This window comes from Brevundimonas poindexterae, assembly GCF_020524625.1.
GTDB lineage: Bacteria > Pseudomonadota > Alphaproteobacteria > Caulobacterales > Caulobacteraceae > Brevundimonas > Brevundimonas poindexterae_A.
Map to the genome: position 1 here is coordinate 1,051,699 of NZ_JAIVLL010000001.1, position 26,800 is coordinate 1,078,498.

General features: G+C 68.3%; 21 protein-coding genes. 6 read left to right on the forward strand and 15 right to left on the reverse strand.

Features of this window, described 5'->3' with window-relative positions; all coding sequences use genetic code 11:
* Nucleotides 1–483: 483 nt before the first annotated feature.
* The 8 genes from LC068_RS05425 to LC068_RS05460 all read right to left on the reverse strand — a co-directional run bounded on the left by LC068_RS05425 (nucleotide 484) and on the right by LC068_RS05460 (nucleotide 14,102).
* Entirely contained in the window at nucleotides 484–3,681 is a 3,198-nt protein-coding gene (locus LC068_RS05425; protein ID WP_226635166.1) for a discoidin domain-containing protein, read from the reverse strand.
* 16 nt (nucleotides 3,682–3,697) lie between these two features.
* Nucleotides 3,698–4,519 (reverse strand): carbohydrate ABC transporter permease, encoded by an 822-nt coding sequence (locus LC068_RS05430; RefSeq protein WP_226635168.1) that lies wholly within the window; start codon nucleotides 4,517–4,519, stop codon nucleotides 3,698–3,700.
* Complete coding sequence (locus tag LC068_RS05435) at nucleotides 4,516–5,469, reverse strand: carbohydrate ABC transporter permease (protein ID WP_226635170.1); 954 nt, start codon at nucleotides 5,467–5,469, stop codon at nucleotides 4,516–4,518. The genes LC068_RS05430 and LC068_RS05435 overlap by 4 nt, the downstream gene beginning before the upstream one ends.
* Nucleotides 5,466–6,743, reverse strand: a complete 1,278-nt coding sequence (locus LC068_RS05440; RefSeq protein ID WP_226635172.1) for a sugar ABC transporter substrate-binding protein — start codon at nucleotides 6,741–6,743, stop codon at nucleotides 5,466–5,468. The genes LC068_RS05435 and LC068_RS05440 overlap by 4 nt, the downstream gene beginning before the upstream one ends.
* Complete coding sequence (locus tag LC068_RS05445; protein ID WP_226635174.1) at nucleotides 6,740–8,179, reverse strand: glucoamylase family protein; 1,440 nt, start codon at nucleotides 8,177–8,179, stop codon at nucleotides 6,740–6,742. The genes LC068_RS05440 and LC068_RS05445 overlap by 4 nt, the downstream gene beginning before the upstream one ends.
* 93 nt (nucleotides 8,180–8,272) lie before the next feature.
* Nucleotides 8,273–11,302 carry a TonB-dependent receptor gene (locus LC068_RS05450; protein WP_226635176.1) on the reverse strand — a complete coding sequence of 1,010 codons (3,030 nt, stop codon included), beginning with the start codon at nucleotides 11,300–11,302 and terminating at the stop codon, nucleotides 8,273–8,275.
* 1 nt (nucleotide 11,303) lies between these two features.
* Complete coding sequence (locus tag LC068_RS05455; RefSeq protein ID WP_226635178.1) at nucleotides 11,304–12,389, reverse strand: LacI family DNA-binding transcriptional regulator; 1,086 nt, start codon at nucleotides 12,387–12,389, stop codon at nucleotides 11,304–11,306.
* Between the two features lie 183 nt (nucleotides 12,390–12,572).
* Nucleotides 12,573–14,102 (reverse strand): carboxylesterase/lipase family protein, encoded by a 1,530-nt coding sequence (locus LC068_RS05460; protein ID WP_226635180.1) that lies wholly within the window; start codon nucleotides 14,100–14,102, stop codon nucleotides 12,573–12,575.
* 139 nt (nucleotides 14,103–14,241) lie between these two features.
* Between LC068_RS05460 and LC068_RS05465 the strand changes: the two genes are divergently transcribed.
* Both LC068_RS05465 and LC068_RS05470 read left to right on the forward strand, forming a co-directional pair.
* Nucleotides 14,242–15,723: a PAS domain-containing protein gene (locus LC068_RS05465; RefSeq protein WP_226635182.1), complete on the forward strand. Its 1,482-nt coding sequence runs from the start codon at nucleotides 14,242–14,244 to the stop codon at nucleotides 15,721–15,723.
* Nucleotides 15,720–16,100: a response regulator gene (locus tag LC068_RS05470; RefSeq protein WP_226635184.1), complete on the forward strand. Its 381-nt coding sequence runs from the start codon at nucleotides 15,720–15,722 to the stop codon at nucleotides 16,098–16,100. The genes LC068_RS05465 and LC068_RS05470 overlap by 4 nt, the downstream gene beginning before the upstream one ends.
* Here LC068_RS05470 and LC068_RS05475 read toward each other — a convergent pair.
* Genes LC068_RS05475 through LC068_RS05485 form a run of 4 tightly spaced genes read right to left on the reverse strand, consistent with a single transcriptional unit; the run spans nucleotide 16,087 to nucleotide 20,025 of the window.
* A complete protein-coding gene (locus LC068_RS05475; RefSeq protein ID WP_226635186.1) occupies nucleotides 16,087–17,676 on the reverse strand; it encodes a phytoene desaturase family protein in 1,590 nt (529 codons plus the stop codon). The genes LC068_RS05470 and LC068_RS05475 overlap by 14 nt on opposite strands.
* 58 nt (nucleotides 17,677–17,734) lie before the next feature.
* On the reverse strand, nucleotides 17,735–17,869 hold the full coding sequence (locus LC068_RS13790) for a hypothetical protein (RefSeq protein WP_264182117.1): 135 nt from the start codon (nucleotides 17,867–17,869) through the stop codon (nucleotides 17,735–17,737).
* 45 nt (nucleotides 17,870–17,914) lie between these two features.
* Nucleotides 17,915–19,135, reverse strand: a complete 1,221-nt coding sequence (hutI, locus tag LC068_RS05480; RefSeq protein ID WP_226635188.1) for an imidazolonepropionase — start codon at nucleotides 19,133–19,135, stop codon at nucleotides 17,915–17,917.
* Nucleotides 19,132–20,025: an arginase family protein gene (locus LC068_RS05485; protein WP_226635190.1), complete on the reverse strand. Its 894-nt coding sequence runs from the start codon at nucleotides 20,023–20,025 to the stop codon at nucleotides 19,132–19,134. Before LC068_RS05485 ends, hutI begins: the two co-directional genes overlap by 4 nt.
* A gap of 24 nt (nucleotides 20,026–20,049) precedes the next feature.
* Here LC068_RS05485 and hutU point away from each other — a divergent pair, with 24 nt between their 5' ends.
* The 3 genes from hutU to hutH are packed head-to-tail and all read left to right on the forward strand — an operon-like array spanning nucleotide 20,050 to nucleotide 23,488.
* Nucleotides 20,050–21,720 (forward strand): urocanate hydratase, encoded by a 1,671-nt coding sequence (gene hutU / locus LC068_RS05490; RefSeq protein ID WP_226635192.1) that lies wholly within the window; start codon nucleotides 20,050–20,052, stop codon nucleotides 21,718–21,720.
* The gene (locus LC068_RS05495) at nucleotides 21,717–21,962 is read left to right on the forward strand and encodes a hypothetical protein (protein ID WP_226635194.1); all 246 of its coding nucleotides are present in this window, start codon (nucleotides 21,717–21,719) and stop codon (nucleotides 21,960–21,962) included. Before hutU ends, LC068_RS05495 begins: the two co-directional genes overlap by 4 nt.
* A complete protein-coding gene (gene hutH, locus LC068_RS05500) occupies nucleotides 21,959–23,488 on the forward strand; it encodes a histidine ammonia-lyase (protein WP_226635195.1) in 1,530 nt (509 codons plus the stop codon). The genes LC068_RS05495 and hutH overlap by 4 nt, the downstream gene beginning before the upstream one ends.
* Here the strand turns inward: hutH and LC068_RS05505 are convergent.
* Nucleotides 23,485–24,249 (reverse strand): hypothetical protein, encoded by a 765-nt coding sequence (locus LC068_RS05505; RefSeq protein WP_226635196.1) that lies wholly within the window; start codon nucleotides 24,247–24,249, stop codon nucleotides 23,485–23,487. The genes hutH and LC068_RS05505 overlap by 4 nt on opposite strands.
* A 92-nt stretch (nucleotides 24,250–24,341) precedes the next feature.
* Nucleotides 24,342–25,106, reverse strand: a complete 765-nt coding sequence (locus LC068_RS05510; RefSeq protein ID WP_226635197.1) for a hypothetical protein — start codon at nucleotides 25,104–25,106, stop codon at nucleotides 24,342–24,344.
* Between the two features lie 159 nt (nucleotides 25,107–25,265).
* Here LC068_RS05510 and LC068_RS05515 point away from each other — a divergent pair, with 159 nt between their 5' ends.
* Nucleotides 25,266–26,357, forward strand: coding sequence for a GNAT family N-acetyltransferase (locus LC068_RS05515; RefSeq protein ID WP_226635198.1), 1,092 nt, complete (start codon nucleotides 25,266–25,268; stop codon nucleotides 26,355–26,357).
* On the opposite strand, the gene mscL is transcribed toward LC068_RS05515, so the two are convergent.
* A complete protein-coding gene (gene mscL, locus LC068_RS05520; protein WP_226635199.1) occupies nucleotides 26,354–26,773 on the reverse strand; it encodes a large-conductance mechanosensitive channel protein MscL in 420 nt (139 codons plus the stop codon). The genes LC068_RS05515 and mscL overlap by 4 nt on opposite strands.
* Nucleotides 26,774–26,800: the final 27 nt, after the last annotated feature.

The window sequence follows — 26,800 nt, forward strand, 5'->3', positions numbered from 1 at the left end:
CTTGCGCACCCCGGCTCGTTTGACCCGGTTCGACCTCTTTCAGACATCTCGGCCCGCGACGGGCGAGGCGTCCAGAAACACCCCGGACCCCGGCGTTTACACCAGGCAATCCCGCTCGACCGGCCCCCGCCGCCGCTTCAGTGCCTGGGTCCCGAGGCGCCTCTCCTGCGGCGGAGACGGGGAGAGGTTGGCACGGCCCCGGGGTGAGGTGAGGAAGTCGGGTCGGGAAACGGTGGGGGTGTTGATAGGGTGGGGGAATTTCGGGGGCGGCTGTGATGGCTGGAGGCATCGGGTCAGCGGTCCTTCTCCCCTCGGGGGAGAAGGTGGGCCGCGAGAGCGGCTCGGATGAGGGGGCGGTTGAGAGCAAGCGCGCACGCTTGCGGGTCGTGTCAGGCGTCCCCCTCATCCGTCAGGCTCCGCCTGACACCTTCTCCCCCGGTGGGGAGAAGGGTCGGATGGGCGAGCCCCTTGGATCGGGTCGCCCTACCGCAGCTCCACGCGGCGGGTGCCGGGGGGGATGGAGAGCGGGCCGCCGGACCAGTCGACGGGGCGGCCGTCGATGCGGGCGGATCGAACCGGACTGCCTTCCGGCCAGGCGAGGACGAAGCCGCCGGGCGGCGTGGCGGTGGTGTCGAGGTCGAGCACATAGCCCCCGCCCGCCTGCCGCAGGTGCCAGCTGACGGGCCCCCAGGGGGTGCGCAGATTGCGGATGCCGACCCCCTCTTCCGTATTGATCCAGTCCAGCGGAATGCCGGCGGCCAGCACCAGGGCGTGGTCGCGGTCGCGCTCGTGGACGAACAGGTCCAGGGCCGAACGGATGTAGTCGGAGCTGATCCAGGCGTGGGGCATGTCGCCGATGAAGCGCGGCTCGCGCGCATCCCGGCCGACCACCTCCGCCCAGCCGTTCCAGGCCTCGGGGCGCAGGTCGCCGAAGAAATAGTCGAGGGCGGAGATGGCGCGGTCGCGCTGGCCCAGCCGCACGAAGGCGCCGACCGAGCGCAGTTCATAAGGGGTGTAGTCGGGCCAGTCGGGCCGGGGCTCCCAGTCCTCGGCCATCAGGGGAGTCCAGTCGCCGGTACGGCGGGCCTCGAAATTCAGCCAGTAGAGGTCGAAAGTCCGGCGCAGCAGGTCCCGGGGCAGGACGTCGATCAGGCCGCCGGGCGACAGGCCAATGGTGGTCGAGGTGGCGTCGAAATCGCCCCGGTCGGCCGCGCCCGCGATCCAGTCGATGTCGTGGAAGGCGGCGGTGGCGACGATGGCATTGGCGATGTCGGTGCTGAACTGGTCGCGACCGGCGGCGAACCGGGCCTCGGCCGCGTCCTCGCCTAGCACATCGGCGATGAAGACGGCGTCGCGGTAGCCGACCAGACCCCAGAAGTCGTCCCAGTAAGAGTACGCCGGCTTATCCGAATAGCCTTCGTGGCTGATGGTCGGGGGCAGGAGGCCGAAGAGGTGGCGGGTGTCTGCGGTCTGGAATTCGGCCGTGCGGGTCTCGGCACGGAGGTCATCCATATAGTCGATGGCGCCCTCGACCTGGGGCCAGACGTCGCGCAGCAGGGCGCGGTCGCCGGTGTAGCGATAGACCTCGGCGGCGAGGAAGACGAACTCGCCGTGGCTGTCGTTCTCAGGGACCGGGTCGGCACCTCGGGCGTCGACGCAGCACGGCACCTTGCCGTTGTCGAACACATAGGGGGCGAACCAGCGCAGATAGTCGGCCGAGATGTCGGCATGGCCGAGGCGGTTCAGCCCCTCGGCGATCATGGCGCCGTCGCGGATCCACGAGCGGTTGTAGGAGCGGGTGCCGGGCTGGAGGATCGGCCCCTGACGCGACATCAGGATGTGGGCCAGCGAGGATTTGAGCACATCCTCGATCTGCTGGGCCTGGGGGGGCAGGATCAGGTCGACGCGGTCGATCTTCGCGCGCCAGTCAGCGGCGACGCGGTCCTCGACGGCGTCCAGAGCGGCCTCGACCGAGCCGGTGACCGGCAGGGGATCGGGGACACCGGCCATGGGCAGCATCCAGCCGAACTGACGGGTTTCGCCGGGCTGGAGGGTCACCTGATAGAACAGGGCGCCGGCCATCAGGCCGTCATCGGACTCGACCAGACGCTCGTCGACGGGCTGACGGCGGTCGGGCTGGGTCAGCAGGCTGTGCGGATCCGCACCCGACGCGAAGAGGGAGGCGGCGACCGCATCAGGCATGACCAGCGGCCGCACGCGGGTGTCGTCGTTCAGCACCAGCTCGCCGCCCGTCCAGTCGATCTGGACGATGGGGCCGACTCCGCCGGGGACGGCCAGGAACTGCTTCGGTCCATTGACCTGATAGGGGCGCGCCATCAGGGCCAGGGTGACGGTGCGGGCGCGGTCCGAGGTGTTGGTCAGATGGTAGCGGCCGAACAGGCGGGAGGCCTCGGGCGTGCCGTCGGCGAAGGCCTCGATCTTGAGCGTCAGGCCATCGGCCTGCCACTGAACCCAGGGCATGGGCAGGTCGTCGTCGCGCAGCCCCTGGGTGATGTTGACGTCGGCCCAGGTGGTCAGGCGGCCGTCTTCCAGCAGGAAGGGTTCGATCGAGGGGCCTCCCCGGCGCAGCTCGATCGCGCCGTCCTCGCCCATCAGGCCGCTTTCACCGCCGCCGTCGACCCCGACCAGGGTCCAGTACGGCTGTTCGCCATGGAAGCCGCGGGGGTAGAGGCCGCGCCGCGATTCCGAGGCCACGGCGGTGATGAAGGCGGTCTGGTCGGCGCCGAAGGCGAGCGGCTCGATCTCGACCTCGGCGAGCCCATAGAGGGGCATGCCGTCGAGCAGCTGCAGCTGGATGTAACGGGCCGAGGTCTCGGGCAGGCGCAGCCAGTCAGTGCCGCCGTCGCCGTAGTCGACCTGGGTCAGGAAGGTCCAGTCGCGACCGTCGTTGGAGATGTCGACGCGGTAGCGGTCGGCCCAGCCGTCCTCCTGCCAGCGCAGGGTCAGGCCGCCGAACTCGCGCTCATAGCCGAGGTCGAGGGTCAGGTTCTGGAAACCGCCGTCGGCGGTGCGCCAGACGGTGGAGGGATCGCCGTCGACGGCGTTGGCGGCGGCAAAGCCCTCGGCCTCGGACGTGGCCGACGCCAGCGGGCGCGGCGGCACGGCGGGCTCGGGCGGAAGTTCGCGCAGGGTCAGCTGGTCGATCTCGATATGGCCGGACCCGCCCTCGGCGGCGACCACCACAAACTCCATCCGCTCGGCCTGACGCAGGACCGGATCCTCGCCCGGGCCCCAGGCCTTGGTCACCTGACGGCGCTTGATGGTGAACAGGGTCCAGTCGTCGGGGAAGTCATAGCGTGTGGTCTGGCGCCACCAGACGTTCTCGTTTTCCGCGTCGGTGAACTTGACCTCGAAGGTGTTGAGCGGGCCGACGCCGCGCACCCAGAAGCTGATCTCGTAGTTTTCGGGCAGGGCGAAATCGATCTCGCGCGCGGCAAAGGCATAGCCGGCGCGGCCGTTGAAATCGAAGTCGAGGCGCAGCGCCTGACCCTTGCGGCCCGGCACGGTGCGGATCGCGGAGGAGACGTCGGTCGAGGCGTCCGCTTCCCAGGCGCCGGTGGTCTCGAAGGCGTCGAGCACGCGGGCGTCCTGCGCCACCGCGGGGGCGGTCAGGGTGAAGCAGGCGGCAAGGCCCAGCAGGGTGTTCCGGATCATGGACATGGGCACTCCTGTTGTCTCAGCCCTTGACGCTGCCGGCCAGCATTCCCCGGATGTAGTAGCGCTGGAGCGCGAGGAAGAGGATCAGCACGGGGGCGACGGTGATGACCGAACCGGCCATCATCATTTCGATGTCCTGCACATGCTCACGCGACATGGCGGCCAGCGCGACGGGCAGGGTGTAGTTGGACTGGTCGGTCAGGATGATCAGCGGCCAGAGGAAGTCGTTCCAGCTGCCGAGGAAGACGAACAGGCCCAGCGTGACGATGATCGGCTGCATGGTCGGCAGGACCACGCGGCGGAAGATCTGGCCCTCGGTCGCGCCGTCGACGCGGGCGGCCTCGAGCATTTCGTCGGGGATCGACAGGGCGTACTGGCGCACGAGGAACAGGCCGAAGATGGAGGCCAGCCAGGGCACGAGCGCACCGGCATAGGTGTTCACCAGCCCCATCCCCTTGAGCATCAGGAACAGCGGCAGGGTGCCGATCTGGGCCGGGATGACCAGCGCGCCGATCAGCAGCTGGAACAGGCGGTCGCGGCCGGCGAACTTCAGCTTGGCGAAGGCGTAGCCGGCGGGGACGGTGAAGCCGAGCGCGAGGACGGTGGCGAGGGTCGCCAGCGCGAAGCTGTTCCACAGATAACGGCCCATGCCCTGGGTCACGAACAGGGTGCGGTAGTGTTCGAGCGTCCAACTCTTGGGCAGGAGCGGCGGCGGGAAGTTGGCGGCCTCGCCCGTCTGCATGAAGCTGACCGAGACCATCCAGGCCAGCGGGAACAACACCATCAGAGCAATGAAGGCGACCGCGAGGTTCAGGGCGATGACGCGGGGCTTGAACTTCATTCCGTGGCCCCCAGACGCTTCGACACCCACAGCTGGATCAGGGTGATGGCGAAGATGCAGAGGAACAGGATGAAGGCGACGGCCGAGGCGGAGCCGAGGTTCCACCATTTGAAGCCTTCCTCGTACATGAAATAGAGGACGGTCACGGTCGACTGGGCGGGCCCGCCCTGCGTCATCACATAGGGCTCGGCGAACAGCTGGAAGAAGGCGGCGACCGAGATGATGCTGACCAGCAGCAGGGTCGGGCCGATGGCCGGCAGGGTGACGTGCCGGAACTGTTTCCACGGGCCGGCGCCGTCGATACGGGCGGCCTCATAGAGTTCGTCCGGGACGGTCTGGAGCACGGCCAGGAAGATCAGCATGTTGTAGCCGAAGGTCTTCCACACCACGAACATCAGGATGGCCGGGATGGAGGTCGAGGGCTGGCCCAGCCAGTCGACGGCGGGCAGGCCGACCGAGGTCAGGCCCCAGTTGATCACGCCATAGCGGGTGTGCAGCAGATAGTTCCAGAGCACCGCCGTGGCGACCAGGGTGGTGACATAGGGGGCAAAGAACATCACCCGCCAGATCGGGCGCCAAAGCACCATGCGGGCGTTCAGGATGACGGCGGCCGCCAGCGACACGGCCAGCGTCAGCGGCACCCCCAGCACGCTGAACCAGACGGTGTTCTTCATGGCGCCCCAGAACAGGGGGTTGCCCAGCAGGTTCTGGTAGTTGTCGAGCCCGACGAAGCGCAGATTGCCCAGATCGGCCAGGGCATAGATGTCGAAGTCGGTCAGGCTGAGCAGCAGGGCCGAGACCATCGGGATGACGAAGAACAGGCCGATGGCGATCAGAGACGGGGCGACAAAACCCCATGCCGCGCGGGTGCGACGGCGCTGGTCCGAACGGCGGGGCGCACGGGCGGCCTCACGCGAGGCGGCGGGCGCGGTGACGGTCTGCATGGTCATGAGACCCCTCCCCGGTCCAGCATCCAGCGGCGCTTCTCGAGCAGGCGGTCGGCGCGGCGGTCGATCTCGGCGGCGGCGGTCTGGGGCGTGAACTCCCCGCGCACCATGCGTTCGGCGACGATCTGCATCTCGGTCACGATCCGCTCCCACTCGGGGGCCTTGGGCACGGCCTCGGCGCGCGCCAGCTGGGCCTTGAAGGGCTGGATCATCGGATCCGAGGCCAGTTTCGGCGCGTCCCAGGCACTCTGCCGCGCGGGCAGGCTGCCTGTAATCTGATTGAACCTGACCTGGGTGTCGGGCTCCAGCAGATAGCGCACCCAGGCCCAGGCGGCGTCCGGATTGCGGCTGGAGCGGAAGACGGCCAGCGACGATCCGCCCGGTGCCGAGGCCCCCGGACCGTCCGGCCCCGGAATGCCGGCCGTCGCCCACTGGGTTTCGGGCGGCAGACGCCGGCGGAAGTCGCCGATCGACCACGGCCCCGAGAAATAGAAGCTGAAATAGCCGCGCTGGAATTCGGTCCAGACGTTCGAGATCTGGGTCGCGGACACCAGCGGGGCGAGGCCTTCGTCGAACAGGCTCTTGTAGAATGCCAGGGCCGCGATGAAGCCGGGGCTGGAGAAGTTTCCGCGGGTCGCCTGGTCGCGCAGCAGGGGCTCATCCGCCTGCAGCCCGAAGGTCAGCAACTGCTCGAACTCATTGACCGGAAGCAGGATGGCGTAGTTGCCCTCGCCCGCCACACGCTTGATGCCGTGCATGGCGCGCTTCCATTCGGCCCAGGTGTCGGGCACGGCGTCATAGCCCGCCTGTCCCAGCAGGTCGGTCCTGCAGAACAGCAGCCGGGTGTCGACATACCAGGGCGTGGCCATGGCCTGACCGTCGATGCGGTTGGTCTCGAGGACGGCCTGAAACTGGTCGTCCAGCAGGTCGGAGGCGAAATCCGGCGTGGGCGACAGGGCCCCGATGGCCGCCATTTCCGACACCCAGGTGTTGCCGATCTGGCTGATGTCCGGAAGCGAGTCGCCCGCATAGGCGGTCAACAGCTTCTGGTGCGCGGCGGTCCAGGGCACGGCCTGGACCTCGACCGAAATGCCCGGATTGCGCCGCTCGAACTCGGGCACCAGCTGGGGCACCGCTGTGCCCTCGGCGCCCATGGCCCAGAAGGTCAGGTGAACGCGACCGTCATTGCGCCCGCTGCAGGCACCGGTTGCCAGTGCCGCGGTCGATCCGGCCAGCCAGCCCAGTGCCGTCCTGCGGTCGGGCCGGAAAGGCGTCATGCGGTGCGGTCCAGCCAGCCGCCCTGGAAGCCGGCGCGCTGCAGGCCCCGGATCAGGTTCGGCTCACCGTGCATGTGGTTCCAGACCAGCTGGGTGCGATGGTTCTCGATCATGATGACGATCGGTCCCTGGTCGATGCCCAGATAGTCGCCATCGACCCAGCCCACATTCGGGACGATCTTGCCGTGCAGCAGCTCGCCGTCGCGCGTGGTCAGGGTCGGGTTGAAGGAGTCGAGGAAGCCCCACTGCGTATAGAGGGCCTCGCCATAGCGGGCCTTCATCGCCTTGAGGCAGGTCGTTACGGCATCCGGCGCGAAGGGCATGGAGGCCATGGCCGCCGTGGGGGCGATGGTGCCGTCGTCCCGGTCGCCCGGACCGCGCGCCGAATAGCTGAAGAACTCGCGCTCGCGGCCGTCGATGGTCTGTTTGAAATCGCCCGGTCCGTCGCAGGCGGTCAGGCCCCACACCTCGTCGTCATAGCCGACCCAGCCCATGGGGTTGGTGCGGGCGTAGAACTGCTGCCCCTCGGCGGCACGGACGCTGTTCTGGAAATAGTCGAAATCGCCGATCTCGGCCGACTTGTCGCGCATCCAGGCGTCTCGGATGCCGCGGAAGTCAATGAACATGTGGCTGTACTGGTGCCCGAACATGGGCGGGAAGTGCAGGTGGGCGGGGCCGTAGTCCTCGGTCCAGCTGCGGTCGTAGACCGAGCACCATTCCTCCCAGACCTCGGGGCCGACCGGGTGGGTCTGGCTGCCCAGCGCCATCAACAGGACGATCATGCCCTCGTTGTAGACATGCCAGTCGGCCTCGATGAAGCCGGTCTCGGGGTGCCAGCCCATGCTGATGCGGCGGGGGCGGACCTCGACCCAGTCCCATTCGACGCGGTCGTAAATGGCCTGGGCCTTCTCGCGGATTTCGGTCTCGCCCGCGTCCGACCCGTCGAAATAGCGGGCCGCGAACAGCATGCCGCCCAGCAGCAGGGCGGTGTCGACGGTCGACAGCTCGGTTGTGCCGAAGCGGTGGCCGGTCTCCATGTCGAGGAAGTGGTAGAAGAAGCCCTTGTAGCCGGTCACGCCGGTCGCTGCGGGCCCCTGGGGGGCGTCATGGAAGAAGCGGAGGGTCGTAAGCGTGATGTCGCGGGCTTCCTCGCGCGTCATCCAGCCGCGCTCGACGCCGACCGGCCAGCAGGTCAGGGCAAAGCCGACGGCCGCAACCGACGAAAATGAAGGGGTGGGCCAGCGATCCGGCGTCAGGCCGGTGCGCGGATCGGTGACGTGGCGGAACCAGTCGAAGGTGCGCTTTTGCAGCTCCTCGACATCGGCATCCAGGGTGACCGGCGTGGCGACCGTTTCGCCCTGACCGCGTCCACAGGCGGCAAGGCCCACAAGACCCGCACCCGCCACCGAAGCCAGAAGAAACCGTCTGCGATCCATGATCACACCTTACGCGACTGTCGGGTCAAACCCGAAAACACAAAAAAGAGGGGCCGCCTCCACGCATGTGAAGGCGGCCCCAGGCTCAGGAGATCAGAACTTGTAGCGAGCGCCGAACTGGAAGGTCCGGGTCGGGAACAGGACCCGCGAGGGCTGTCCGAAGTTCGGATTGGGGCTGGCCGCCGAACCGGTGCCGCCATCGAAGCCCGCATAGTTGTCGAAGTTGAAGACGTTGATGGCGTCCACATACACCGACAGTTCCGAGCCGTTCGGCAGGCCGAAGTCCTTGGCCAGGCGCAGGTCCAGGTTCCGGTAGGCGAAGGCGTTCGGAATGATGAAGCTGTATTTCTCCGGACGTCCCGCATACGGGCGGTAGTAGAAGCGCGAACCCGTGCCGTCGAACACGTCGAACGGCGTGCCCGAGCCCAGCGTCAGGATGCCCGACAGCTGGAAGTCCCACGGCAGGTCGACGATGCCGTTGGCGACGATGCGGTGTTCCTCGTCGTTGGCCGAAGGCCGGGTCGGCGAGGTCTCGACGCTGAAGCAGTCGAAGCAGAAGGCATCGTTGCCGCCGTTCTGGGTCGCTTCGGACCAGGTGTAGGCGACGTTCATGCCCCAGCCGGATTCCCGCGTGTAGGGCTTGTCCAGCTTGACGTAGAGGGCGGTGAACTCGCGTTCCTTGTTGTGGTCCGACACCAGATAGGTGCGGTACGGGTTGGACCCGCTCGGCGAGCAGAAGCCACCGTTGTCGCCGAAGCCGCCGCCATCGTTGCCGACCGTGGGTTCGCGGCAGCGGTTCAGATACTGCCAGGTGAACTCGTTTTCGGTCTTGCCGTAGGCCAGGGTGAACTCGGTCTGCCAGTCACCGAAGCGCTGACGGACACCCAGGTTGAACTGGTCCGTACGCGGCGGCTCCCAGTCATTGGCGAGCAGGAAGGCCTCACCGCGACCCGCGATGGTGGCGAACACCGGATCGAGGCCGGCGGCCGTGCGGTAGGACTCCTGCCACAGGATCGGATCACCGGCCGAGCCCGAAGCCACACCCAGCGGACCACCGGTCGTGCTGAAGAAGGCGTTCTGGCGGATGTCGTTCGGCTTGACGACCTCGTCGTACGAGAAGTTGAAGTTGATCCGGTCATAGTAGCGACCGGCGCCGCCGAAGATCACGGTCGAGCGATCGCCGAACACATCGTAGGAGAAGCCGATCCGCGGCTGGAAGGCGCCCATGAAGGGATCGCGGTTGTCACCGGTCGAGATGTAGTCATCGCGGTTGAACCAGCTGGGCACATAGCCCGCCGCCTTGCCGCCGTCGGTGGAGGCGATCCACTGGTCCAGGCCGGCAATCACACTGGCCGGGGTGACATAGTCCTTGTTGCCGGCGTTCGACTCATAGTCCCAGCGGATGCCGAGGTTGATTTCCAGCTGGTCAGTGATCCGCCAGTCGTCCTGGACGTACAGGCCGATGACCGTGTTATCGAGGTCGACGTTCGGGAACGAACGACCCAGTTCGACGCGGTACGGGACCGTGGTCGAGCCGCTGAGCTCGGGACGGCCGTCGACATCGTAGTAGAACTGCGGGTTACGGCCGAACTGCTTCAGGACCTCGTAGTTCTGCATCGAGATCTTGCCGCCCACCTTGACCGTGTGGAAGCCGTTCAGCTCCAGCTGGTCGAAGGTCAGGTCGTTGCGAACGGTGAAGGCCCGGTCGTGAATGTCCTGGGTGCTGTCACGGCCGCCCAGGTTGATGATCGTGGCCCCGCCGAAATAGTCGGGCTGGAAGCCGGGGGCGGGGCTGGTGTCGTTCTCGAACAGGCGGTAGGTGGCGCCGGCGTCCGAGAAGTTCAGGGCACCCGGGTTGTAGTTGTAGTCGCGGAAGTCGATCGCGAACTCGTTCAGGAAGCCCGAGCCCTGCCACTGCCAGCGCAGGTTGCTGGTGATGGTCTGCTGGGCGAGGTTGGTGGCGCGCTCGTAGGAGTTGGCACCGCCGAAGTCACGGATGTCGAACTCGTCCCGATAGGTGACGCTCCAGTCCACCAGATGGCCTTCGGCCGGCTGCCAACTGAGCTTGCCGAAGAACAGGTCTTCCTCGAACGGCGCGGCGAAGGTGCCGACATACTGACCGAACTGGGTCTGAAAGCGCGGGTCCTGGCGGCCGAGGTTGACCACAGCGGCGCGGTTTTCTTCCTTGCGCTCATAGGTGCCGAAGAAGTGCAGGCGGTCGCGGATGATCGGGCCACCGAAGGCCACGCCCCACTGCTCGACGCTGAGGTCGGCCTTGTCGTCGCCGCGGCGCTGGGCGAACACGTCCTGCTCGATCAGGCTTTCGTCGCGGTACGAGCCGAAGATCTCGCCCTCGAACTCATTGGTGCCCGAACGGGTCACGGCCGTGATGATGGCCGAGGACGCCTGTTCGTATTCCGCCTTGAAGTTCTGGCTGACGACGCGGAATTCCTGGATGCCGGCCTGCGGGAACGGGTTACCGCGGCTGTCGTCCTGACCGATGATGCCACCGGCGATGACGTTCGATTTCAGGCTGGCGCCGTCGATGAAGGCGTTGACCGACTCGGCGCGCTGACCGCCGGCGGTGATGGTCTGCTCCTGCTCGTTGACCGATACCCGCACACCCGGAGCGAGGGCGGCGAAGTTCAGGAAGTTGCGGTTGATCTGCGGCAGGGTCTCGATCTGCTGGGTCGTGACGTTGGTCGCGATTTCCGGCGTGCGGACCTCGGGCAGGCGACGGCCGACGACCACGATGTCGTCGACGCTGGTGCCGGCCGCCGTGACGGTGCCGCCGACGTCCAGATCCAGATCGCCGACCTGGCCGACGCCGATGGTGACCACGTCGCTGGCGGTCTCGCCCTCGGCGGTGGTGACGGTGATCTCATAGGTGCCGGGGCGCAGGCCCGACAGCACATAGCCGCCTTCGGCATTGGCGGTGGTCCGGGTGGTGAAGCCCGAGGCCACATCGCGGGCAACGACCGTGGCGCCGGCCTCGCTGGCCCCGCTGTCGGTCACTTCACCGCGGATCGTGGACGTGGCCACCTGGGCCGACGCCGTTCCGGCCATGCCCAGAGACACGGCCATGGCGAGGACGGAGGCCGCCCCCAGATATCGAATGTTCATTTTAGCCATCCTGGTTTTCCCCCTGAGCGGAAGCGGTCACGCCCGACGGCCGCCCGTCCGTCGCGCGCGTGGTTGAGGCCGTCGCCCGGGTGGACGAACGGATTACGAGCTCAGGCCGCACGACCTCGCAGGTCGTGTCCGGATCGGACACGCGACCGGCGTGGGCAGCCTGGATCTGCGAGACCAGCCGCTGCAGGGCGCGGCGACCGGTCTCGGCGATACGAATGCGAAGGGTGGTCAGGCCGGGCCTGACGAGGGCGGCGATCGGCACATCGTCGAAGCCGACGACGGCGACGTCCTCGGGACAGCGGACGCCCGCCTCCTGGAAGGCCAGCAGGGCACCGATGGCCATCATGTCATTGCCGCAGAACACGCCGTCGAAGCGGCGATCGGCCTTCATCAGCGCCTGGGCTGATTCATGGCCCGAGCCTTGGTTGAAGTCGCCCTCGACCACATGCGGCTCCAGCCCCGCCTCGGCCATGGCCTCGAGATAGCCGGCCAGACGGGCCTCGGCCTCGAGGTTGCCGGCCGGACCGGCGATGTGGGCGATGTCGCGGCAGCCGCCGTCCAGCAGGTGCTGGACCGCCGCGCGGGCACCACCGTGGTTGTCGACGACGATCGAGGGGCGGGTCGCATCGGCCGCGCCGCCGTTCATCAGCACCACGGGCAGGCGGCCGGTCATGGCCGTGGCCAGATTGGCCGAGTCGATCTGGGGCGACAGGACCACCAGGCCGTCGACGCGCCCGCGCATCGAGCGGATGGCGGTGGCCGCCCCGTCGGCGTCGTCATGCGAGCCCGAGACGATCAGGTGATAGCCATGCTCGCGCGCGGCCAGATCCATGCCCCGGATCAGCTCGGAGAAGAATTCGCCGTACAGGTCCGGCAGGATGATGCCGAGGGTGTTGGTCTTGCTGGTCGACAGGCTACGGGCGCCGCTGTGGGGCACATATTGCAGGGCCTCGGCCGACATCAGGATTCGCTTGCGGGTCTGTTCCGTGACCGTGTCCGAGCCGTTCAGGGCGCGCGAGACGGAGGCGACGGACACCTGGGCGTGACGGGCGACATCGCGAATTGTAGCCGGTTTCATTTTCCGGCCTCGCGGGTCAGCGATGGACATCGATTGAACGTCACGGTTTCAGGGCTCCCTGGACGATCCAGCCGTGCCGACCCCTTGCCGAGGTTCGTCGGTCAAATCGTGTAATCGGTTACATGGCACAGCAAACATAAGCCGCGCAAGTGCCCCTTTTTTGCCACAGCGCCGGGGCGGCGGTCAGGGAAGCGGGCGCACCCGGGCGTAGAAGGCCTCGATCAGGTCCAGCCGGTCGGCATGGGGCACCGGGCGGGCCACGGGTCCGTCATTGGTGAACTCGAGCAGGTGATCGGATTCGGCGCGGTAGTCGGGCCAGGCCGGCGCGCCCGCGCCGTTCGGGTCCCCCGCCCCGGCAAACCGGGTCCAGTAGCCGGCCATGGCGTCGGAGGCATCGTAGTCCCGCTGGCCCAGGAGGCGGCCCACGGTGGACAGGGTCTGGAAGACGTAGGGGCGCTCGGATGCGTGGGTCGCGCCGCCGCTGGGCTCGGGATTGGAATCGGGCACGACATCGAACCGGTAGAGGTAGGTCGGATGGCCCGCAGCGGCATGGAGGCGGGCCAGCTGGCGCACCGGCTCGTTGAAAATCAGGTCGCTGACGACGTGGGCGTCATAGCCGTCCGGACCGTCGTAGGCGGCCAGCAGGGCGTCGTGCTCGGCATCGGTCAGGGCATCGTCGGTGCGACCATAGGCCCCGGCGTCGGCCGGCCGGATCCACCAGAATTCGGCGCTGTTGGTGCCCATGATGAGCGGGACCGGTGCCTGTCGGCCCGCGGTGAAGGCCTGGATGACATCCTCGGTCAGGACGATGCCGTCGACGATCAGATTGTCGGAATAGAAGGCGGGCATGGGCGTGAGGAAGGCCTCGGCCGGGAGGGCCCGGAGCTGGTCGGCGGTCACCGGGCCCTGAAGACCGGCGCTGCGCGCGAAGGTCTGACCGAGTGACTGGGCCGACGGACGGCCCGGGCGGTCGAGGTCCAGCAGGGCCGACCGCTGGCGGCCCAGACCCGACTGGACCACCGCCTTGTGGAACAGGCCGCGTGCCGAAGGGGCGATCATCAGCTGGGTGACCGCCGCCCCGCCCGCCGACTCGCCGAAGATCGTCACATTGGCGGGGTCACCGCCCAGGGCCGCGATATTGTCGCGCACCCATTCCAGGGCCGCGATCTGGTCCATGACGCCATAGTTGCCGGCGGGCTCGTCGGCCGCACGGCCCTCGGCCAGCGCCGGATGGTCGAAGAATCCCAGTCGCCCCAGCCGGTAGTTGATCGTGACGACCACGACGCCACGCTGCGCCAGCGCCGTGCCGTCATAGAGGGCGACCGTGCCCGAGCCGTTGTTGTAGCCGCCGCCGTGGATCCAGACCATGACCGGCAGCGGGCCGGTGCGCTCGACCGGGCTCCAGACATTCAGTGTCAGGCAGTCCTCGCTCATCGGCAGGGGGCCGACGCCGGGGTCGCCATTGGACGGCGGCTGGATGCAGATGGCGCCGTAGTCGGAAGCCTCGCGCACGCCGTCCCACGACGCCGGGGCAGCGGGAGGACGCCAGCGCCTGTCGCCGACCGGGGGCGCCGCGTAGGGCAGGCCCTTGAAGGCCACGACCTGATCCTCGACCACGCCGCGGACCTGGCCCTGCTCCAGCTGAACGGTACCGGTGGGATCGGGCATGGGGGTGAACACCATGGCGAGAGACATCAGGGCGGAGATCAACATGGGCTCACCATGGCGGGGCGCGCGGGATGCCGCAAATTCGTCCCTTCACAGACGTCGGGAACCGGTGTCTTTATGGTGCGTTTCGACGGCTCGTCGAGGGGGGAGCCGGAATTTGAGGCATCTGGATTTAGGGGAAGGGATGGCACGGGACATGGCCCGGGCCTTTGACGCCTCGCCCAACCCCTACACCATGCTGACGACCGACTTCCGCTACGCCGGTATGAACCAGGCGTACCTCGACGCCGTGGGGCGCAGTCGTTCGGAGCTGATCGGCAATAATCTTTTCGAGATTTTCGATGCCGGCGGCCAGTCGGAGCAGGCGCGCGAGAATGTTCGCCAGCTGAAAAACTCGTTCGAGCGGGTGCTTCAGACCGGCGAGCCCGACCACCTGGCGCTGATCCACTATCCCATCGAGGTCAGGGGGCCGGACGGAGAGCCGCGCATCGAGGACCGCTACTGGAGCGCCACCCACACCCCCATCCGCGACGGGGCGGGCGAGATCGTCTACATCCTTCAGCACACGACCGACATCACGGAACTGCAGAACCTGCGCAAGCGCGTGTCCGGGGCCAAGGACTCGGTTGCCGTCGCCGATCTGCTGAGCAGCAATGTGCTGGCCCGTGCCGAACATCTGCAGAGCGACAACCTGCGTCTGCAGTCCGAGCGCAACCGCCTGCTCGACATCTTCATGCAGGCGCCCGGCTTCATCGCCGTGCTGACCGGGCCGGATTTCGTCTTCCAGATGCACAATGAGGCCTATGCCGCCCTGGTGGGGCGTCGCGACCTGACCGGCCGGCCGCTGGTCGAGGCGTTGCCGGAAGTGCCGGCCCAGGGCTTTCTCGACCTGCTGAAGCAGGTGCGCGAGACGGGCACGGCCTTTGAGGGCCGGGCCATGCCGGTGCAGTTGAGCAGCGGCCCGGGGGGATCCCTCCGGACCCACTATCTCGACTTTGTCTATCAGCCCCTGAAGGACAGCGACGGCGAGGTGGCCGGTGTGTTCGTGCAGGGCCACGACGTCACCGATGTCGTTCTGGCGGGGGAACGCCAGAAGCTGATGATCGACGAGCTGAACCACCGGGTGAAGAACACCCTGGCCACGGTCCAGTCGATCGCCATGCAGACCGCGCGCTCCCACGGCGAGCCGCGCGCCTTCGCCGAAGGGTTCCAGGCCCGTCTGATGGCGCTTTCGCATACCCACAATCTGCTGACCCGCAGTCACTGGGAGGGGGCGGACCTGGCCGAGGTGCTGAGGCACGAGACCGAGGCTCACGGGCTGACCCGGATCCTGCCCAACGGTCCGTCCGTGGCCCTTGAGCCGGCCCAGGCCCTGTCGCTGGGCATGATCTTCCACGAGCTGGCCACCAATGCGGCCAAGCATGGCGCCCTGACGTCGGGCGACGGGCGGGTGCTGGTCGACTGGGCCCTGGAAAACGACGAAGTGAAACTGGTCTGGCAGGAGCTGGACGGCCCCCGGGTCACGACCCCCGAACATCGCGGCTTCGGCAGCCGGCTGATCGAGCGCAATGTGCGTCATGATCTGGCGGGACAATGCAGCCTGGACTATTCCGATGGCGGACTGGTCTTCCGTCTCACCTTTCCGCTGGAGCGCCGCGCGTCATGAGTATCCCCGGTCTGGCAGGACGCAGGATCCTGATCGTCGAGGACGAGTCGCTGGTCGCCATGTTGCTGGAGACCATGCTGGAAGACATGGGCTGCGTCCTGTTCGGCACGGCCTCGCGCGTACCGGAAGCGGTCGAGATGCTGTCAGGCGATGACCTGCCCGACGCTGCCCTGCTGGACGTCAATGTCGCTGGCCAGACGGTCTATCCCGTCGCCGAGATCCTCAAGGCGAAGGGCATTCCGATGGTCTTTTCCACCGGCTATGGCCAGGGCGGGCTGTCGGACGGATGGGAGACCCATCCCAATCTGCAAAAGCCCTATACCGAGCCGATGATCCAGCAGGCCCTGATGCAGGCGCTGGGCGTCACGACCGCCTGATATCCCGGATGACCGCGCGGGCCGCGTTGTGGCCGGGCGCCCCGGTCACGCCGCCGCCGGGGTGCGCCCCCGAGCCGCACAGATAGAGGCCCGGCACCGGCATCCGATAGTCGGCATGGCCGAGCACAGGCCGGGCGCTGAACAGCTGATCGAGGCTGAGCCGGCCGTGGAAGATGTCGCCGCCGATCAGGCCGAAGCGCCGCTCCAGATCGCGCGGGCCCAGGGCCAATCGTCCGACCACAGACTGACGGAAGCCGGGGGCATGGGCGTCCACCGTATCGATCATCAGGTCGGCGACGGTATCCCGATGGTCGTCCGCCAGATCCGGGGCGACATGCTGGCAGAACAGGCTGGCGACGTGGTGGCCCTCGGGCGCCAGACTGTCGTCGAGGGTCGAGGGGATCAGCATTTCGACGATGGGCTGCCGGGACCAGCCGTGCTGGCGGGCATCCAGCCAGGCGCGGTCCATATAGGCGAGGCTGGGAGCGATGATGATGCCCGCCGTCAGGTGATCGCCGGGCTCTGGCCGGGCCGTGAAGCGGGGCAGGCGATCCAGCGCCAGGTTAATCCGGAAGGTGCCCGAGCCCGAGACGTGGCGGTCCATCCGCTCCCGGAAATCCGCCGGCACGACGGCGGGATCCACCAGCCGGTCGAACAGCAGCCGGGGATGGAGATTGGACACCACGGTCCGGGCGCGTACGACCTCTCCCGCTTCGGTGACCGCACCGGCGGCACGGCCCTTCTCGATCAGGACCTCGGCCACCGGGGCATCGAGGGTGATGTCGACCCCGGCCTCGGCGCAGGCGGCGGCCATGGCCCGGGTAATCGCCCCCATGCCGCCGAGCGCATGGCCCCAGGCGCCGCGCTTGCCGTTCACCTCGCCGAAGACGTGGTGCAGCAGCACATAGGCCGAACCCGGGGTCCAGGGGCTGCCGTAGGCGCCGACGACGCTGTCGAAGCCGAACAGGGCCTTGATCGGGTCGCTCTCGAACCAGCCGTCCAGCCATTCCCCGGCCGAGCGGGTGAACAGGTCGATCAGGTCACGCTGGGTGGTCTGGTCCAGCTGTTTGACGCGCAGGCCCAGCGCCCCGGCCGCCAGCGCCGGGCCGAGGCTGGCCAGATCCAGACCGGGGGTGAGGTTGGGCGGGGCCTTCAGGATCTGGTCGCGCAGCACATCGGCCACGGCGTCCAGACGGCGCCCATAGTCATCGAGGCGGGCCGCGTCGCGGGGTGAAAAGCGGGCCACCTCGCGCGCCGTCAGACCGCCCTCGCCCGCCGACAGGCTGTCGCCGTCCGGCAGGGGCAGGAAGTTCGACATGCGCCGCTCGACGACGCGGAGGCCGTGGCGCGGCAGCTGCATGTCGGCGATGACCCTGGGATTGAGCAGGCTGACGGTGTAGCTGGCGGTCGAGTTGCGATAGCCGGGGTGGAATTCCTCGGTGACCGCCGCCCCGCCGACGACCGAGCGCCGCTCCAGCACGCGGACCTTCAGCCCGGAACGGGCCATGTAGAAGGCGCACACCAGCCCGTTGTGGCCGCCGCCCAGCACCACTGCATCCCATGTGTCGCGCGCCATGCCGCCTCCGTCCGCTGACGTCCTGACCTAGGGCGAAACGGCGGCGGACAGAAGGGCCTCAGCCGGTCAGGGTCGTGAGCAGGACGACAGCCTGCAGCAGGATAAGGCCGGCGAGCAGGCCGATGAGCACGCCCTCATGGCGCCGCGGCGGGGCTGAGGCCGGAAGATCGGACGGGTCGGACGGCTGGCACACGGGGCTCTCCTGAAGGGAAACCCTAGCGCGATTCAACCCAGCCTATCAATCTTGCGTTGCAGGTTTGCCGCCGAGGTAGCGGCAATGGAGCAGGGGCTTGCCCAGCCAGTAGGACAGCTCGCCGGGGCCGTTGATGTCCCAGACCGCCAGATCGGCGGCCTTGCCGGCTTCGAGGGTGCCGACCCGATCGGCGATGCCGAGCGCGCGGGCGGCGTGACGGGTGGTGCCGGCGAGGGCCTCCTCGGGCGTCAGGCGGAACTTCATGCAGGCCAGTGCCATGCCGAGCGTCAGCGACGCCATCGGCGAGGTGCCGGGATTGCAGTCGGTGGCGACGGCCATGGCCACGCCTGCGTCGCGGAAGGCCTGGACCGGCGGCAACTGCGTCTCGTCCAGCATGACGAAGGCGCCGGGCAGCAGGACGGCCACCACGCCGGCCTCGGCCATGGCCTGAACGCCCTCGTCCGAGATGTATTCGACATGGTCGGCCGACAGGGCGCGGTGGCGGGCGGCGAGCGCGGCCCCTCCCCCGTCGCCCAGCTGGTCGGCGTGCAGCTTGACCGGCAGGCCGAGGGCGCGCGCCTTGTCGAACAGGCGGGAGACCTCCTCGCCGGTGAAGGCGATGGGTTCGAGGTAGGCGTCGACGGCATCGACCAGACCCTCGGCATGGGCTGCGGGCAGGACCTGATCGATCATCAGATCGACATAGGCCGCGCGGCGGTCGGCATACTCCGGTGGAATGGCGTGCAGGCCGAGGAAGGTGGTGCGGACGCGGGCCTTGCCTGCCTGCTCCAGACCCCGGGCGACGCGCAGCATGCGCAGTTCGCTGTCGGCATCGAGCCCATAGCCGGACTTGATCTCGACGGTGGTGACGCCACTGGCGGTCAGGGCCTTCAGCCGGTCGAGGGCGTGGGAGGTCAGGGTGGGCTCGCTGGCCTCCCGGGTAGCGCGGACGGTCGAGGCGATGCCGCCGCCTTCGCGCGCGATCTGCGCATAGGGCACGCCCGTCAGGCGCCGCTCGTACTCGGCCGAGCGGTCGCCGGCAAAGACCAGATGGGTGTGACAGTCGATCAGGCCCGGCGTGACCCAGCGCCCGTCCAGCCGGTCGGTGTGCGCGGCCTCATGCTCCGGCAGGTCGCCGCGGGAGCCGATCCAGACGATCTGGCCGTCGCGGATCAGGATGGCGCCGTCGTCGAGGGCGCCATAGGGCTCGCCACCCGGGACCATGGTGGCGAGACGGCAGTCGGTGATCAGCCGGTCGACCTTCATCGGCCCTCGAACCCGGCCAGCAGTTCGCAGAACCAGCGGCCTACGGTAAGAGAGCCCAGATCCCCGACCTCGAGCGAGGGGTCGTATTCGGTGAGGTCCACGGCCCGGACCTTTGGATGTGACCCGATCAGGAGGGTGGCCTCGAAGAAGGCGTGGACGCCTACCCCGCCGGGGCGCGCCCCGGGGCTGGCGGGCCACTGGCTGCGGTCGATGACGTCGATGTCGACATCGACATAGATGCGGTCCGCGCGGGCGGCGAGGCGCTCCAGTTCCTCGGCGACAACGGCGGCAAAACCCTTGCGCTGGCATTCCCCGGCGGTGCGCACCGAAATGCCGGCGGCCATCGCCTTGTCATGGGCCCTTTTTGTATTGGCGAAGGGGGCGAGGCCGACCTGGCTGATGAGGCTGCCGTCCATGCCGTCGTCGAGCAGGGCCTGAACCGGATTGCCGTTGGTCAGCCCCTGATCGGTATCGCGCAGGTCGAAATGGGCATCGAGGGTCAGGAGCGCCGTGCCAGGAAGGCCCAGCCCCTGCACGCCCGGCCGGGTGACGGCATTGTTGCCGCCGACGATCACGGTCAGCCGCCGATGCGCCTGGGCCTGCACTGCGTCGCGCAAGGGCGCAAAGGCCGCGTCCGGGGCCAGGGCCTTGAGCGCCACATCGCCCGCGTCGTGGACACGGGTTTCGAGGACCTGGCCCGTCTCGACATCATAGGTCGAGAAGCGCGGCAGGACGGCGCGGAAGGCGCGCGGGCCGAGGTCACACCGGCCCGGCGTCAGCGAGCGCTCGTTGAGGGGCGCGCCGATCAGGGCGACCGCCGCGTCAGGGTGATCGCCGATCAGGTCGGCAACCGACCGCCAGCCCAAAGCCTCTGAGTCTTCCATCGTCATGGACGGGACCGTAGAGACGGGACCATGACGACTCAACCGATCTCGAACACCCGCACGATCCGCAGTCCGCGCGGCCCCGAACGCACCGCCCGGACCTGGGCCGCGGAAGCCGCCCTGCGCATGCTGATGAACAATCTGGACCCCGAGGTCGCCGAACGGCCGGAGGACCTGGTCGTCTATGGCGGGATCGGCAAGGCCGCGCGCGACTGGCCGTCGTTCGACCGGATCGTCGCCGAACTGAAGACGCTGGCCGAGGACGAGACCCTGCTGGTCCAGTCGGGCAAGCCGGTCGGGGTGTTCCGCACCCATGCCGATGCGCCGCGCGTGCTGATCGCCAACTCGAACCTCGTGCCAAAATGGGCGACCTGGGAGCATTTCAACGAACTGGATCGCAAGGGGCTGGCCATGTACGGCCAGATGACCGCCGGCTCGTGGATCTACATCGGCACCCAGGGCATCGTGCAGGGGACGTATGAGACCTTCATGGAGGCCGGGCGCCAGCACCATGGCGGCGACTGGTCCGGCAAGTGGATCCTGACCGCCGGGCTGGGGGGCATGGGCGGGGCCCAGCCGCTGGCCGCGACCATGGCGGGCGCCTCCTGCATCGCCATCGAGTGCCAGCGCAGCCGGATCGAGTTCCGCCTGCGCACCCGCTACCTCGACGTCATGGCCGAGACGCTGGATGAGGCGCTGGCCCTGCTGGAGCAGTCGCTGAAGGACGGCAAGCCGACCTCAATCGGCCTGCTGGGCAATGCCGCCGACCTGCTGCCCGAGATGGTGCGTCGCGGGGTGCGCCCCGATCTGGTGACGGACCAGACCAGCGCCCACGACCCGGTCAACGGCTATCTGCCCTCGGGCTGGACGGTCAGCGACTGGGAGACGAAGCGGGTCAGCGATCCGGCGGCGGTCGAGAGGGCGGCCCGGGCCTCCATGGCCACCCATGTGAAGGCCATGCTGGACTTCCACTGCATGGGCGTGCCGACCACCGACTATGGCAACAACATCCGCCAGGTGGCTTTTGACGAAGGGGTCGAGGACGCCTTTGCCTTCCCCGGTTTTGTGCCGGCCTATATCCGCCCGCTGTTCTGTCGCGGCATCGGCCCGTTCCGCTGGGCCGCCCTGTCGGGGGACCCCGAGGATATCCGCAAGACGGACGCGGCGATGAAGCGGCTGTTCCCGGACAATGCGGGCCTGCACCGCTGGCTGGACATGGCAGGCGAGCGCATCGCCTTCCAGGGCCTGCCGGCGCGCATCTGCTGGATCGGGCTGGGCGACCGGCACCGGGCCGGCCTGATGTTCAACGAGATGGTGGCCTCGGGCGAGCTGAGCGCGCCCATTGTGATCGGCCGGGACCATCTGGACTCGGGTTCGGTCGCCAGCCCCAACCGCGAGACCGAGGCCATGAAGGACGGCTCGGACGCCGTCTCCGACTGGCCCCTGCTGAACGCCCTGCTGAACACGGCCTCGGGCGCCAGCTGGGTGTCGCTGCACCACGGCGGCGGGGTCGGCATGGGCTATTCCCAGCACTCGGGCGTGGTGATCGTCGCCGACGGCACGCCCGACGCCGCCCGACGCCTTGAACGGGTGCTGTGGAACGACCCCGCCACCGGCGTCATGCGCCACGCCGATGCGGGCTATGACATGGCGAAGGACGCGGCCCGCGAGCACGGCCTGAACCTGCCGGGCCTCACGTGACGCAGGTCCAGCTATCCCTCGATACAGACGATGCGATCATCGTGTTCGAAATCCTGAATCGCCTCGGCGAAAAGCCGGGGCATCCGCTGATCGTCTCGGAACCTGAGCAGGCAAGCGTGGACGCCCTGGTCTGCGCTCTGGAGTCGGTTCTGGCCGCCCCGTTTGGGGCTGACTACGCTGCGCGCGTCGATCGAATCCTGTCGAACAGGCAAGGGCCATCTGAGCCGGAAGAAACCCAATGACCACTCTCACCCTCGGAAACGCCCCTCTCACCCTCGCGCAACTGCGCGCCGTGCTGGATGGACCCGTCACCCTGTCGCTGACCGACGCCGCATGGATTGCGGTCGACCGGGGTGCCGCCACAGTGGCCGCCATCGTGGCCGAGGGACGCACGGTCTATGGCGTGAACACCGGCTTCGGCCTTCTGGCCAACACCTCGATCAAGTCGGAGGACCTGGAGACGCTGCAGCGCAATCTGGTGCTGAGCCACGCCTGTGGTGTGGGCCCCGATCTGGAAGACCGGGTCGTGCGGCTGATGATGGTGCTGAAGGTCGCCAGCCTGTCGCGCGGGGCCTCGGGCATCCGGCGCGAGACGCTGGAGATGCTGATCGCGCTCTTGGCCGCCGATGTGCTGCCGTGCGTGCCGTCCAAGGGATCGGTCGGGGCGTCCGGCGATCTGGCGCCGCTGGCCCATATGAGCTGCCTGCTGCTCGGCGTCGGCGAGGCCCGGGTGAAGGGCGAGCGGATGGCCGCCACCGAGGCCTTGGCCACGGCGGGTCTCGCGCCCCTGACGCTGGGGCCCAAGGAAGGTCTGGCGCTGCTGAACGGGACCCAGTGTTCGACGGCGCTGGCGCTGACCGGCCTGTTCGCGACCGAGGATGCCTTTGCCGCCGCCCTGGTGGCCGGGGCCATGTCGGTCGACGCCCTGAAGGGATCGGATGCGCCGTTCGATGCTCGCATCCACGCCCTGCGCGGCCAGCCGGGGCAGATCGCGGTGGCCGAGACCCTGCGCGACCTGATGTCGGGATCGGCGATCCGGGACAGCCACCGGACCGATTGCTCCAAGGTGCAGGACCCCTATTCGCTGCGCTGCCAGCCGCAGGTCATGGGCGCGATCCTGGACCTGATGCGGTCCTCGGCCGCGACGCTGGAGTGCGAGGCCAATGCGGTGACCGACAATCCGCTGGTGTTCGTCGAGGACGGCGACGTGATCTCGGGCGGAAACTTCCACGCCGAGCCGGTGGCCTTTGCCGCCGACCAGCTGGCCATGGCCCTGTGCGAGATCGGAAATCTGTCGGAGCGGCGGACCTCGATCCTGGTCGACCCCAAGATGAGTGGCCTGCCCGCCTTTCTGGTACGCGAGTCGGGCCTGAACTCGGGCTTCATGATCGCCCAGGTGACGGCGGCGGCGCTGGTCGCCGAGAACCGCATGGTGGCCCATCCGGCCAGCGTGGACACGGTGCCAACCAGCGCCAATCAGGAGGACCATGTGTCGATGGCGACGCATGGGGCCCGGCGGCTGCTGGACATGGCACAGAACACGGCGACCGTGGTCGGGATCGAGCTGCTGGCCGGGGCGCAGGGGCTGGACTTCCACCGCCCGCTCACGTCCTCGCCCGCGCTGGAACGCGCGTGGGCCCTCGTGCGCGAGGCGGCGCCGGAATATGCGTCCGACCACTATTTCGCGCCGGACATCGCGCGGGCGACCGACGGGGTGACCGCCGGCCGCTATCGCGACTTCGTGCCGGGCCTGCTGCCTTCGGCCTAGGCTGCGGCGGCGCGCAGGCAGGCGGCCCGCAGTTCGACGGGGGGAAGCTGCGCGACCAGGTCGGGATCCATGAGGATTTCGGCCGCCAGGTCCGCGACCTCGTTCGAGACGTCCTCGGCCGACTTGCCGCGGGCGGCACCGGACGCCTCGGCATTCGTCAGCAGGGTGTAGTTCTCCTCGAGCACCCGCTGGAGCTCGCCATCGTTCATCTCGCTCTCCATGAGTTCGAGCATGCCGAGCGTACCGAAGGCCGCGCAGGTGACGTCGAAGTCGTAGCGCCCCTCCGGATCTGTCGGGCGCGTGAGGTTTTCGTAGGCGGCTCCCGACGACCCGCCAGAGGCGGGGCCTTCCGTCACGATCAGGCGATAGGCGCCGGTTTCGCCGGCCTCATAGCTGTTGGCGAGGATGAAGTAGTCGCCGCCCGTGGAGGTGAAAGTCAGGCGTGAATTGACGTTGTCTTCGCTGATGTCGTCATTGGTCTGTTCGACCGGCGGCTGGCAGGCCCGGCCCGGCCCCATGCCGATGAAGGTGTCGAAGTCGCTGGACGTCAGATCAATGGTGTAGGATTGCCCCGCACGGGTCGACAGGATGTAGCAGTCATAGCTGCTGCCATCGACCTCCATGACCGGATCGCTGGCGCTGAGCGTGCCCCTGACGGGCTCGCCGACGCGGATCGCGCTCTGGGCCGAGGCCGCGCCCGCAAGCGCAGAGGCGGCCAGCAGGCTGGCCAGGCCGGTTGAAATCAGGGTTCCGATACGCATGAGGGTCGCTCCCGCCCGGGCGCCCGATGCGCCCTTCCTGAAGCGACCCTAGCCAAAGTCAGCGTGACTGTAACTGACGAGCCCTGACGGTGTCAGCGATAGCGGGTGACCGGGTTGAAGCCGTAGGCGCGATCACAGGCGGCTACGGTTTCGAGATAGCTTGCGACGTTCTGCGGCTTGTCATCAATGAAGCCGTTAAGGGCCTCCAGAGCCAGGGCGCTCGACATGAAGTCGGCCGAGCCGGCCTCACCGGTGCTCAGACGTCCGGAGACCTGACGATCGCGGGCCGCATAGTCGATCGAGGCGACATTGCCGTAGCGGCCGACATACTGCTTCAGCTCACCCATCGCCCGATAGGCGCCGGCACAGACATAGGTTTCCGTGCCCCATTCGCTGGTGACCTGCGGCAGGGCATCCATTGAGCCCAGGCGCTCCTCGACCTCCGGCAGGCCGGCCGTGACCTTGATCCAGTAGTTGCCGCCCTCGCCCGCGTTGAAGGCATTGGCGCGGATCAGCAGACGCGGCACATCAAAGGTGCCGCTGATCTGGGCGTTGGTGTTGTTGCCGCTGTCGTCGTCGGCGGCGATGGCGGTCATGCTGTCGCCGCAGTCACTTCCCGTACCGACGACGAGGAAGGTGTCGAAGAAGCCGCTCATCAGATCGATGGTGATCGGCTGGCCGCGCGCCTCGACAACCCAGCATTGGTAGTAGCTGCCGTCCGCGAGTTTGGGCGACTGCGCGTTCAGGGTGGCCCCGGATTGTTCGCCGACGGCGATACGGGTCTGGGCGGCGGCGGGCTGGGCCACAGCGGCGAGTGCAAGGGCGGCAGCGGACGTGGCGATCAAACGGGCAAGCATGGAAGTCCCTCCAGTGGTGGAGGGAAAGTAGCGGAGGGAGGTCACCGCCGGGCCTGACGGAGTCTGACAGGACGCCGTTCTGCGACGTCCCGGTACGCGGCCTCACGGATTGTAGAGGGTTTGTCGGGAGGATGGCGGCAGGGAGGACCCCACCGCCGCATGCCCATTCGTGCCTTCACGCCGGACGACGCCGAAGCCCTGGCGGCCCTGCACCGCTCGGTCGGCTGGCCGGAGCGGTCGGCGGCCGGGTGGCGGTGGCTGGCGCGGGACCCCGCGCGGGTCCGGCTGGACGCGCCGCTGGGCTGGCTGGCCGAGGACGAGGCGGGACGGCCCGTGGCCTGTCTCGGCAACTTCATCCAGACCTTCCGGCACGGGGAGCGAACGCTTCATGCCGCGACCGGCCATTCGATCATCGTCAGCCCCGAGGGCCGGGGCATGGCGCCGCAGCTGATCCGGACGCTGATGGGTCAGACGGGCATGGTCGGCTTTTACACCTTCAACGCCAATGCGCGGGCGGCGCCGCTGTACAAGCGACACCGGCTGGTGCCCTGGCCCGCGACAACCCATGACCTGAAGCTGGCCTGGCCGCTGAAACGCTGGCCCCGCGCGGTGAGCCGTCTCCTGCGCGAATTGGATCACCGCAAGCCCGCCCTGCTGGCTGAGGTGCTGAAGCGGATTCCGGAACCGCTGACGCCGAGGCCCCGCCCGGTCCGGCAGGCGGATATGCCGGACGGGGTCGCCCTGATGCCGGCGGACCTGCCCGGGAACTGGGACGCCTATTGGCAGGCGCTGGTCGATGAAGGCGGGCTGGTGGCGGACCGGTCGGCAGAGGTGATGCACCATCGGCTCGGCGATCCGGACCGGGTGCGCCCGCCGGTCCTGCTGGCGGTCAGGGAGGGGGGTGCCCTCGTCGGCCATGCGTGGGCTGAGCTGGCCAAGCCCAGTGTGATCGACCCGCCGGTGCTCGAGATCGTGGATCTGGTGGCGCTGGAGCGCGCGCCGGAGGCCATCGACCGGCTGATGACCGGCCTGATGGTGGCGGCGCGACGGCTCGATGCCGCCAAGCTGCGCCTGCATCTGGTCAGCCCGCGCTCGCGGGTCCGGCTGGGGCCGTGGGCCGAGCGGGCCCGGCGCGAGGGCGGCTGGGGCCACGCCCATGCCCGGTTCGAGGCCGGCGCGCCGGACCCCGGCCTGTGGCAGCCCACGCCCTATGACGGGGACTATGGCTTCTGTCTGAGGCCGGCGCCCTAGGCCTTAGACTTCAGAAGGTCGCGGATCTCGGTCAGCAGGGCCTCGCTGGGCGTCGGGGCGGGCGGGGCGGCCGGCTGGGGATCCTCGGCCTGTTTGCGGCGCATGTTGTTGATGCCCTTGACCAGCAGGAAGACGACGAAGGCGACGATCAGGAACTGGACGAGGGTGTTGGCGAAGGCGCCGTACTGGATGGCGACCTGTTCGACGGCCTCGGTCGAGGGGTCTTCGGGACGCAGCACCCATTGCAGTTCGGAGAAGTCGACGCCACCGGTCAGCAGGCCGATCGGCGGCATGATGATCTGGTCGACCAGGCTTTTGACGATGCCGTTGAAGGCCGCGCCGATGATGACGCCGACGGCCAGATCGACGACATTGCCGCGCACGGCAAACTCGCGGAATTCCTGAAACAGACCCATGGGTGCCCTCCGTTTGGGATCGCGACC

What these genes read in the sequence shown, in the direction of transcription:
- LC068_RS05425 (WP_226635166.1), bottom strand. Translation starts at nt 3,681, where the DNA reads ATGTCCATGATCCGGAACACCCTGCTGGGCCTTGCCGCCTGCTTCACC.
- LC068_RS05430 (WP_226635168.1), bottom strand. Translation starts at nt 4,519, where the DNA reads ATGAAGTTCAAGCCCCGCGTCATCGCCCTGAACCTCGCGGTCGCCTTC.
- LC068_RS05435 (WP_226635170.1), bottom strand. Translation starts at nt 5,469, where the DNA reads ATGACCATGCAGACCGTCACCGCGCCCGCCGCCTCGCGTGAGGCCGCC.
- LC068_RS05440 (WP_226635172.1), bottom strand. Translation starts at nt 6,743, where the DNA reads ATGACGCCTTTCCGGCCCGACCGCAGGACGGCACTGGGCTGGCTGGCC.
- LC068_RS05445 (WP_226635174.1), bottom strand. Translation starts at nt 8,179, where the DNA reads ATGGATCGCAGACGGTTTCTTCTGGCTTCGGTGGCGGGTGCGGGTCTT.
- LC068_RS05450 (WP_226635176.1), bottom strand. Translation starts at nt 11,302, where the DNA reads ATGAACATTCGATATCTGGGGGCGGCCTCCGTCCTCGCCATGGCCGTG.
- LC068_RS05455 (WP_226635178.1), bottom strand. Translation starts at nt 12,389, where the DNA reads ATGAAACCGGCTACAATTCGCGATGTCGCCCGTCACGCCCAGGTGTCC.
- LC068_RS05460 (WP_226635180.1), bottom strand. Translation starts at nt 14,102, where the DNA reads ATGTTGATCTCCGCCCTGATGTCTCTCGCCATGGTGTTCACCCCCATG.
- LC068_RS05465 (WP_226635182.1), top strand. Translation starts at nt 14,242, where the DNA reads ATGGCACGGGACATGGCCCGGGCCTTTGACGCCTCGCCCAACCCCTAC.
- LC068_RS05470 (WP_226635184.1), top strand. Translation starts at nt 15,720, where the DNA reads ATGAGTATCCCCGGTCTGGCAGGACGCAGGATCCTGATCGTCGAGGAC.
- LC068_RS05475 (WP_226635186.1), bottom strand. Translation starts at nt 17,676, where the DNA reads ATGGCGCGCGACACATGGGATGCAGTGGTGCTGGGCGGCGGCCACAAC.
- hutI (WP_226635188.1), bottom strand. Translation starts at nt 19,135, where the DNA reads ATGAAGGTCGACCGGCTGATCACCGACTGCCGTCTCGCCACCATGGTC.
- LC068_RS05485 (WP_226635190.1), bottom strand. Translation starts at nt 20,025, where the DNA reads ATGACGATGGAAGACTCAGAGGCTTTGGGCTGGCGGTCGGTTGCCGAC.
- hutU (WP_226635192.1), top strand. Translation starts at nt 20,050, where the DNA reads ATGACGACTCAACCGATCTCGAACACCCGCACGATCCGCAGTCCGCGC.
- hutH (WP_226635195.1), top strand. Translation starts at nt 21,959, where the DNA reads ATGACCACTCTCACCCTCGGAAACGCCCCTCTCACCCTCGCGCAACTG.
- LC068_RS05505 (WP_226635196.1), bottom strand. Translation starts at nt 24,249, where the DNA reads ATGCGTATCGGAACCCTGATTTCAACCGGCCTGGCCAGCCTGCTGGCC.
- LC068_RS05510 (WP_226635197.1), bottom strand. Translation starts at nt 25,106, where the DNA reads ATGCTTGCCCGTTTGATCGCCACGTCCGCTGCCGCCCTTGCACTCGCC.
- LC068_RS05515 (WP_226635198.1), top strand. Translation starts at nt 25,266, where the DNA reads ATGCCCATTCGTGCCTTCACGCCGGACGACGCCGAAGCCCTGGCGGCC.
- mscL (WP_226635199.1), bottom strand. Translation starts at nt 26,773, where the DNA reads ATGGGTCTGTTTCAGGAATTCCGCGAGTTTGCCGTGCGCGGCAATGTC.